The following is a 7,388-nucleotide window of genomic DNA, read 5'->3' as shown; positions in this document are numbered from 1 at the left end:
GTTTTTTCTTTTTTTCCGGGATCACGACAGGAGGTTTTTCTTCCTCAATATCAAAACCGATGATCTTACGCCTGAGATCCGGTGCGCCAAAATGATAGGAGGTTACGATCTCAAAACTGGGTTCCTTAGCTTCCAGATCGGCAGATGTTCCGATCTCGATCAAAGCCCCTAAGGAGAATTTACCAAAGAAAGTTCCTCCCAGACCCCCCGAAATACCGTAAAAATTGTGATACCCCCCCTGAACCCAAAATCGGTCCGTACTGAATAAGGTATTTACCCCGTACTGCGTATCCATTTCCGGAATGGTCTTGACGAATACCATGGGCCTTATTAAGCCCCCTTCCAATAGGCCACTTCCTTCCACAGGGATTGCCATACTGGTGGACCCTAGAAAGATCTTTTCATCAGATCCGTTGTTTCTATCCCTTTCCGTTATATTGTATTCCAGGGCATTCTCTACCGCAAGCCCCAGGCTGAAATTGCCATATCCGAATTGGATTCCCGGGGCGGCTTGCACCACAAATGAGGTTCCGCTTTCGGGAAAGGGTAAGCCAATATCCGGGTTTTGCTGGAAACGGTCATCCGCCAGTTCCTGCCTAAAACCAAATACGTTCATGCCTAGGGCAAGGGACATATCCGGTCCCAGGTCAAATGCGTAAGCATAGTTCAGGACTCCTCCGGTTTGAAGGAAGAGCCCGGTATTCTGCTGCAGGAACCCAACGCCTAAAGCAGCGTTCCTGTTCATCCTATGCGTATAATTGGCAAATACGGTGGTGGGATCCGCATCTACCTGCTGCCACTGCCACCGCACCCAAAGCGAAAGGGACTGAGGGTTGTTCCGTTCCAGGGAAAAAACAGGATTGAAAAGACTGCTGTTGTACCGGGTCAGGTTGTACTGCCTAAGATCGGGGGGTAGTACGACTTCCTGAGAAACCACCCTGATAATACTGCAAAAAATGAGTGCGATTAGAAGGTGTTTTCTCATAGGGAGGTTGATTCCAGGAAATTTCATACTATTTTTACGAAAGTAAAGTTACATAATAGTAGCATACTCAACAGACAAAATCGGATCGCTTATGAAACGTATATTGCCCGCCCTTTTGCTCTCGCTTATCCTCATGACCGGCTGTAAGGAGGATTCCCAACCCGCCAAAACGGAGATCGGCCCGGAAGTGACCACCTACTACTTTATCCGGCATGCGGAAAAGGACCGAACGGACCCTGACGATCCAGATCCGGAATTGAACCAAAGAGGACTCGGCAGGGCCATGCACTGGGCAGAGATCCTGAAAGATGCCAACATCAACGCCATCTATACCACTGATTTCCGTCGAACCACCATGACGGCGGCGCCTACCGAAGTAAAATACGACCTGATCCGGCAATATTACGATCCATCCCTGATCGACATCGCCAAATTCAAGGCAGACAACCTAGGGAAGAATGTACTGGTGGTAGGCCACAGCAACACAACGCCTGAATTTGTCAACAAAATGATTGGGGAAGATAAATACGCCCCTATGGACGACAGAGACAATGGCAGCCTCTTTATCGTACAGCAGATCGGGGATCTCACTACCGATGTTCGCCTGCATTTCAGTTGTAACTGTCCCGACTGACCTCGATATCCTTCAGCCGGATTTCCGACAAGAGTTCTAGCTTCCTTCTTTCGAAAAGGGAGTCGAGTTTTACAAGGTCTGCTTCCCCTACCGGTCGGTAATTCCTGTAATCTACGAATCGTATACCGTTTACATAGCGCTCGTTATAGGCTTCACGGAATCTCATACCCCCACCGTTTACATGGAATTCATAAGCGAGGAATTTCGGTTTAAAGGTCTTCGCGTCTATCCAGTAGATATAGACATCCTCAAAATCATCACCACCCCCTTCCCGATCAAAAGTGACCTTTACTTTGTAATAACGCTTTCCCCCTAGGGTTTTTTCTCCTATCCACTCTTTATTCACAGCAGGGTCATTCAGTCCGTAGGGCAGTTGTGCAAAATAGAGCACGGAATTGATGGAATTGCTGTATATATTGGCCATACTGTCTGATACGGTCGTCTTTACATTTCGAAAATATCGGCTGAACGACCTGCCGTCCCAAATGTCTCTTACTTCCCCTGAATCGGTCTCCCGCGTTCTGGTCATGACCTTTCTGCCCCCGGTTCGTTCAAGAGTGTAGGAACCATCGCGGAAACGGAAGCTGATATTGCTCTGTTCGTAGAGATCCCCTCCGGCATCGGCAATGGCCCGGTCAACGACCGACTGGGCGGTGATTCTTTTATTTACTTCACCACAGGAGGTGAAAATGACCCATAGAGAGGCAAAAAGGAACAATAATAAGACAGGCTTGCGTTTTTTCATATTGCAAAGAAACAGGGATTATTCCTGAAATTGAAGGGTGAGCTCCTCGATTTGTTATTATTTTTGTGCAGCCATGCAAAAAAACATCAACATCAGAAACAAAAAAGCGAGCTTCCAGTACGAATTGCTGGAGACCTATGTTGCAGGGATCGTACTGTCCGGTACCGAGATCAAATCGATCCGGCTGGGCAAGGCTTCGATCGCTGAGAGTTTCTGTGAATTTAATGAGAAGGGGGAATTATTCGTGATCAACATGCAGATAGACGAGTACTCACATGCCTCACATTTCAACCATAAACCCAAGGCTTCCCGAAAATTACTGCTCAACAAAAAGGAGCTTAAGAAACTGCATAAAGAGGTACGCACCAGCGGGCTGACTATCGTACCTCTGAATGTCTTTATAAATGAGAGGGGATTTGCCAAGATGAAGATCGCCCTCGCCAAAGGAAAGAAACTCTACGACAAACGAGAGGCCATCAAGGAAAGGGAAAGCAAGGTGCGATTAGACCGGGTAAAGAAGAGTTTTAATAATTAAGTGCGTGTGAGCTCTCAATTCTTGTCCTCCAGGAGGGGAACGAATCTAAAACTACCAAAAGCCTCGCGCTCAAATTCTGTATCGGATTTCCGGGTAATCCGCATCATCACCTGATCTTCCGTCCCTACCGGGATGACCATCTTCCCTCCTACCTTTAACTGGGAAAGCAGTTTTTTAGGTACTTCAGGGGCCCCGGCAGTCACGATGATCCGGTCGAATGGCGCATGCTCAGGAAGTCCTTTATACCCATCCCCAAAGACAAACTTTTTAGGCCTGTACCCCATTTTCCTGAAGAAGATGGTGGTTTTTTTATAGAGTTCAAGCTGCCGCTCCACCGTATACACCTTTGCCTTGATGTGAAGGAGGACAGCCGTCTGGTAGCCGCTTCCCGTCCCTATCTCCAGTACCTTTTGGCCGGGTTCAAGGTCTAGTAATTCGGTCTGATAGGCCACCGTATAGGGTTGGGAAATGGTCTGATCGGCCGCTATAGGAAAGGGCTTGTCCTGATAGGCGTGGTCTTCAAAACTACTGTCCATGAACAGATGCCTGGGAATGGTCCGGATAGCCTCCAGAACCTTTTTGTCCCGGATTCCCTTGGCCTCCACCAGATCAGCCAGTTTGTTCCGCATCCCACGGTGTTTAAAAGTGTCTTTCAAAAGGGGTAGTATTAGAGGATTTAATCTTTTGCCGTAAAGTTACCACATTTCCATATTTCCATTTTTTGTCCGGGGATCGATTTAGGATTAATCTCCGTATTTTTGACAAAATTTTTTTGATTATGCTGAATGTAGGTGTTTTGGGTGCCGGACATCTGGGAAAGATACATCTCAGGCTGCTGAATGAATCCTCCAAATACAATCTCGTCGGGTTTTATGACGCAGATGCCATCAATGGCAAAAAAGTGCAGGCTGAATTTGGCTATACCTATTTTGACAATATCAACAAACTGATCGATGCAGTAGATGTTGTGGATATCGTGACCCCTACCCTCTCCCATTTTGATTGCGCCAAAAAGGCGATGGAAAAGGGAAAGCACGTTTTCCTAGAAAAGCCTATAACCAAAACCCTGGAGGAGGCCGAAACCCTCATTTCCATGGAAAAACAATACGGTGTGAAAGGGCAGGTAGGCCATGTAGAACGATTCAATCCGGCTTTTACAGCTGTAAAGGGCATCATCAGTAATCCCATGTTTATCGAAACCCACAGGCTGGCTGAATTCAACCCCAGGGGAACGGACGTTCCCGTTGTACTCGACCTGATGATACACGATATCGATGCTATCCTGAGCGTAGTGCCTTCAGAGGTGAAGGACATCCACGCAAGCGGAGTCTCAGTGATCAGCAGCTCACCGGATATTGCCAATGCCAGAATCGAATTTGAGAACGGCTGTGTGGCCAACCTCACCGCGAGCCGGATCTCCCTCAAGAACATGAGAAAATCTCGTTTCTTCCAGAAGGATGCTTATATCTCAGTTGATTTTCTTGAAAAAAAGGTAGAGGTGGTACGGATGAAAGATGCCCCGGAGTCTCCCGGGGAATTCGATATGGTCCTTCAGAATGCAGAGGGGATCAAAAAACAGATCTATTTTGAAAATCCGGAAATCGTCAGCAACAACGCGATTTTGGATGAATTGGAAACATTTGCGGAGGCAATCGAGAATGACACGACTCCCAAAGTTACCCTGGAAGACGGGACCCGTGCCCTCAGAGTCGCCCTGCAGGTGATAGCTTCTTTTTAAAATTGACAACTATACTATAAAAAACCCTATGATAAAGAATGTTACAGTGATCGGTGCCGGAACCATGGGCAATGGCATTGCCCATGTGTTTGCGCAACATCAGTTCGAAGTTACCCTGGTCGACGTTTCGGAGTCGGCCCTGGAAAAAGGTATGAGCACCATTCGCAAAAACCTGGACCGGATGTTGCAGAAAGGCGTCATTGATGAGAAAACGGTAAGTGACACTCTGGAGAATTTGACTGCAACCACCGATTTGAAGTCGGCTGTCTCAAAGGCGGATCTCGCAGTAGAGGCTGCCACGGAAAACCTCGATCTGAAATTGAAGATCTTTAAAGATCTGGACACCCATTGTCCTGAGGATGCGATCCTGGCCACAAATACTTCTTCCATCTCCATCACCCATATCGGCTCCGCTACCCGGAGACCTTCTCAGGTGATCGGCATGCACTTCATGAATCCCGTGCCCATCATGAAACTGGTCGAGATCATCAGGGGATACAATACTTCGGATAAGACAGCAAAGACCATCATGGAATTGTCCGAAAAACTCGGTAAAACCCCCACCGAGGTCAATGATTATCCGGGATTCGTGTCGAACAGGATCCTGATGCCCATGATCAACGAAGCCGTCGAAACCCTGTACAACGGGGTTGCCGGGGTAGAAGAGATCGATACCGTGATGAAACTGGGTATGGCACATCCCATGGGACCCCTGCAGCTGGCAGATTTTATTGGACTCGACGTCTGTCTTTCCATTCTTCACGTACTCTATGACGGGTTCAAAAATCCCAAGTACGCCCCTTGTCCATTGCTAACAAACATGGTCATGGCAGGGAAACTCGGAGTTAAATCCGGTGAAGGCTTCTACGATTATTCCGAATCAAGGAAGGCGGAAAAGGTCTCCACTCAATTCAGGAAAGCGTAATGGCGGTTGTAAGACCCTTCAAGGCCATCAGGCCTGCTCCGGACAAAGTCTCCCACGTGACATCCCGGTCGTATGAGGCCTATTCTAAGGAAGAACCGAAGGCCATCCTGAAGTTCAACCCTTTTTCTTTCCTGCACATCATTAATCCCGGATTTAAGTTCGACAAAAAGGTTTCCGGGGAAGAGCGGTTTAAACTCGTCCATAACCGGTATTTGGAATTTTTGGAAGAGAAGGTCTTTATCAAGGACAAGGAAGCGAGTTTTTACCTCTATCAGACCAAACGCAATGATTTTTCCTGTTGTGGCATCTTTTGTGCGACCAGTGTTGCGGATTATCGCAACAACGTCATCAGGAAACACGAGAATACCATAGAAAGCAGGGAACGACTCTTTGCGAGCTACCTCGATACGGTGAAATTCAACGCAGAGCCGGTTTTGATGACCTATCCGGACCATCCCACCATAGCCGGGATTATAAAAAGCACCCGTAAGGAAGAACCCGTGTATCACTTCACCACTCCGGACAAGACCACTCATTATCTATGGAAAATATCCGACCCGGATGCGATACAATCTATCGAGAAAGCCTTCTCCCAGATAGACAGCCTGTATATCGCGGACGGGCACCACAGAAGTGCTTCTTCTGACCTCCTCGCCCAATGGTGTGAGGCAAAGAATCCCAAACACACCGGCAGGGAACCATACAACTACTTTATGAGCTACCTGATTCCGGAGAGCGAGATCCGTATTTTCGAATTCAACCGACTGGTGAAGGACCTCAATGGGCACACCAAAGAGTCATTTCTGGTTCGCCTGGACGAATTTTACCGGATCAAGAAAACGGATATGGAATTGTATAAACCCAGCAAGAAACACCATTTCAGCATGTACCTCGATGGGGATTTCTATTCCCTGTACCTGCGCAAGCATATCCTGCCTATGGACAACCCTCTGAGCAAGCTGGATACCCATATTTTGTATAAGACCATTCTGGAGCCCATCCTGGGGATCAAGGACCTGCGGAATGACAAGCGCATACAATACGGCTACGGTAAGCACAATGTACTCCGTATGAAAACAGAGATCGACAAGGGGAACTTCAAGGTGGGGTTTAACCTGGTGCCTATTACCATAGAGGAGATCAAGGCGGTGGCAGATGCCCAGCTGGTCATGCCCCCCAAGAGCACGTACATAGAACCCAAACTCAAAAGCGGTCTCGCCATTTACGAATTTTAGCCTCTATGATGTCTATCGCCTCTAACCTCAACACTGTCAGGAAGGACCTCCCTAACCATGTGGAACTCGTCGCGGTATCCAAGACCAAATCCATCGAGGAGATCATGCAGGCCTACAATGCCGGTCAGCGTATCTTCGGGGAGAACAGAATACAGGAAATGACCGAGAAATGGGCCGCTCTGCCCAAGGATATCTCATGGCACATGATCGGGCACGTACAGAGAAATAAGGTGAAGTACATGGCCCCATATGTATCCCTCGTCCACGGAGTAGACAGCCTGAAACTTCTCAAAGAACTCAATAAACAAGGAAAAAAACACAAAAGGGTGATCCCCTGCCTGTTGCAGATGCACATTGCAAGAGAAGAAACCAAATTCGGCCTGGATGAGCAGGAATTGCAAGCCCTGGTGGCCTCCAATGAGTTCAGGGAATTCAGGAATGTACAGGTAAGGGGATTGATGGGCATGGCCACCTTTACGGACAAGGAAGAGGTGATCCGGAAGGAATTCCACGAATTGAAGCTCATGTTCGATGCACTAAAGAACATTCTGCCCGGGCTCGACATACTTTCCATGGGGATGAGCGGAGATT

General features: G+C 47.8%; 9 protein-coding genes. 6 read left to right on the top strand and 3 right to left on the bottom strand.

What is annotated here, in order from left to right; genetic code table 11:
* On the bottom strand, positions 1 to 985 hold a 985-nt coding region (locus ABYP73_RS09790), incomplete at its 3' end, for a PorP/SprF family type IX secretion system membrane protein (RefSeq protein WP_372974195.1).
* 91 nt (positions 986 to 1,076) lie between these two features.
* Here ABYP73_RS09790 and ABYP73_RS09785 point away from each other — a divergent pair.
* Entirely contained in the window at positions 1,077 to 1,619 is a 543-nt protein-coding gene (locus tag ABYP73_RS09785) for a histidine phosphatase family protein (protein ID WP_372974194.1), read from the top strand.
* Here ABYP73_RS09785 and ABYP73_RS09780 read toward each other — a convergent pair.
* The gene (locus ABYP73_RS09780) at positions 1,597 to 2,364 is read right to left on the bottom strand and encodes a DUF6503 family protein (protein ID WP_372974193.1); all 768 of its coding nucleotides are present in this window, start codon (positions 2,362 to 2,364) and stop codon (positions 1,597 to 1,599) included. The genes ABYP73_RS09785 and ABYP73_RS09780 overlap by 23 nt on opposite strands.
* Before the next feature lie 73 nt (positions 2,365 to 2,437).
* On the opposite strand from ABYP73_RS09780, the gene smpB reads away from it, so the two are divergent.
* Positions 2,438 to 2,899: an SsrA-binding protein SmpB gene (gene smpB / locus ABYP73_RS09775; protein ID WP_372944338.1), complete on the top strand. Its 462-nt coding sequence runs from the start codon at positions 2,438 to 2,440 to the stop codon at positions 2,897 to 2,899.
* 14 nt (positions 2,900 to 2,913) lie between these two features.
* Here smpB and ABYP73_RS09770 read toward each other — a convergent pair whose 3' ends face one another.
* The gene (locus ABYP73_RS09770) at positions 2,914 to 3,555 is read right to left on the bottom strand and encodes a protein-L-isoaspartate(D-aspartate) O-methyltransferase (protein WP_372944339.1); all 642 of its coding nucleotides are present in this window, start codon (positions 3,553 to 3,555) and stop codon (positions 2,914 to 2,916) included.
* A gap of 122 nt (positions 3,556 to 3,677) precedes the next feature.
* Here ABYP73_RS09770 and ABYP73_RS09765 point away from each other — a divergent pair, with 122 nt between their 5' ends.
* The 4 genes from ABYP73_RS09765 to ABYP73_RS09750 form a co-directional block, all read left to right on the top strand.
* A complete protein-coding gene (locus tag ABYP73_RS09765) occupies positions 3,678 to 4,637 on the top strand; it encodes a Gfo/Idh/MocA family protein (RefSeq protein ID WP_372944340.1) in 960 nt (319 codons plus the stop codon).
* A gap of 31 nt (positions 4,638 to 4,668) precedes the next feature.
* Complete coding sequence (locus ABYP73_RS09760) at positions 4,669 to 5,562, top strand: 3-hydroxyacyl-CoA dehydrogenase family protein (protein ID WP_372944365.1); 894 nt, start codon at positions 4,669 to 4,671, stop codon at positions 5,560 to 5,562.
* Positions 5,562 to 6,797: a DUF1015 domain-containing protein gene (locus ABYP73_RS09755; RefSeq protein ID WP_372974192.1), complete on the top strand. Its 1,236-nt coding sequence runs from the start codon at positions 5,562 to 5,564 to the stop codon at positions 6,795 to 6,797. Before ABYP73_RS09760 ends, ABYP73_RS09755 begins: the two co-directional genes overlap by 1 nt.
* Positions 6,798 to 6,805: 8 nt before the next feature.
* Positions 6,806 to 7,388 (top strand): YggS family pyridoxal phosphate-dependent enzyme (locus ABYP73_RS09750; RefSeq protein WP_372974191.1); only part of this gene is annotated, 583 nt, incomplete at its 3' end.

The sequence above is a fragment of the Muriicola sp. genome (assembly GCF_041567615.1).
In the GTDB taxonomy this organism is placed as follows: Bacteria; Bacteroidota; Bacteroidia; order Flavobacteriales; family Flavobacteriaceae; genus Muriicola.
Note: the sequence above shows the minus strand (reverse complement) of the source record. Positions and strands in the feature narration are given on the sequence as shown.

Coding starts and splice junctions, on each gene's coding strand:
- smpB (WP_372944338.1), top strand. CDS start 2,438: ATGCAAAAAAACATCAACATCAGAAACAAAAAAGCGAGCTTCCAGTAC.
- ABYP73_RS09765 (WP_372944340.1), top strand. CDS start 3,678: ATGCTGAATGTAGGTGTTTTGGGTGCCGGACATCTGGGAAAGATACAT.
- ABYP73_RS09755 (WP_372974192.1), top strand. CDS start 5,562: ATGGCGGTTGTAAGACCCTTCAAGGCCATCAGGCCTGCTCCGGACAAA.
- ABYP73_RS09785 (WP_372974194.1), top strand. CDS start 1,077: ATGAAACGTATATTGCCCGCCCTTTTGCTCTCGCTTATCCTCATGACC.
- ABYP73_RS09780 (WP_372974193.1), bottom strand. CDS start 2,364: ATGAAAAAACGCAAGCCTGTCTTATTATTGTTCCTTTTTGCCTCTCTA.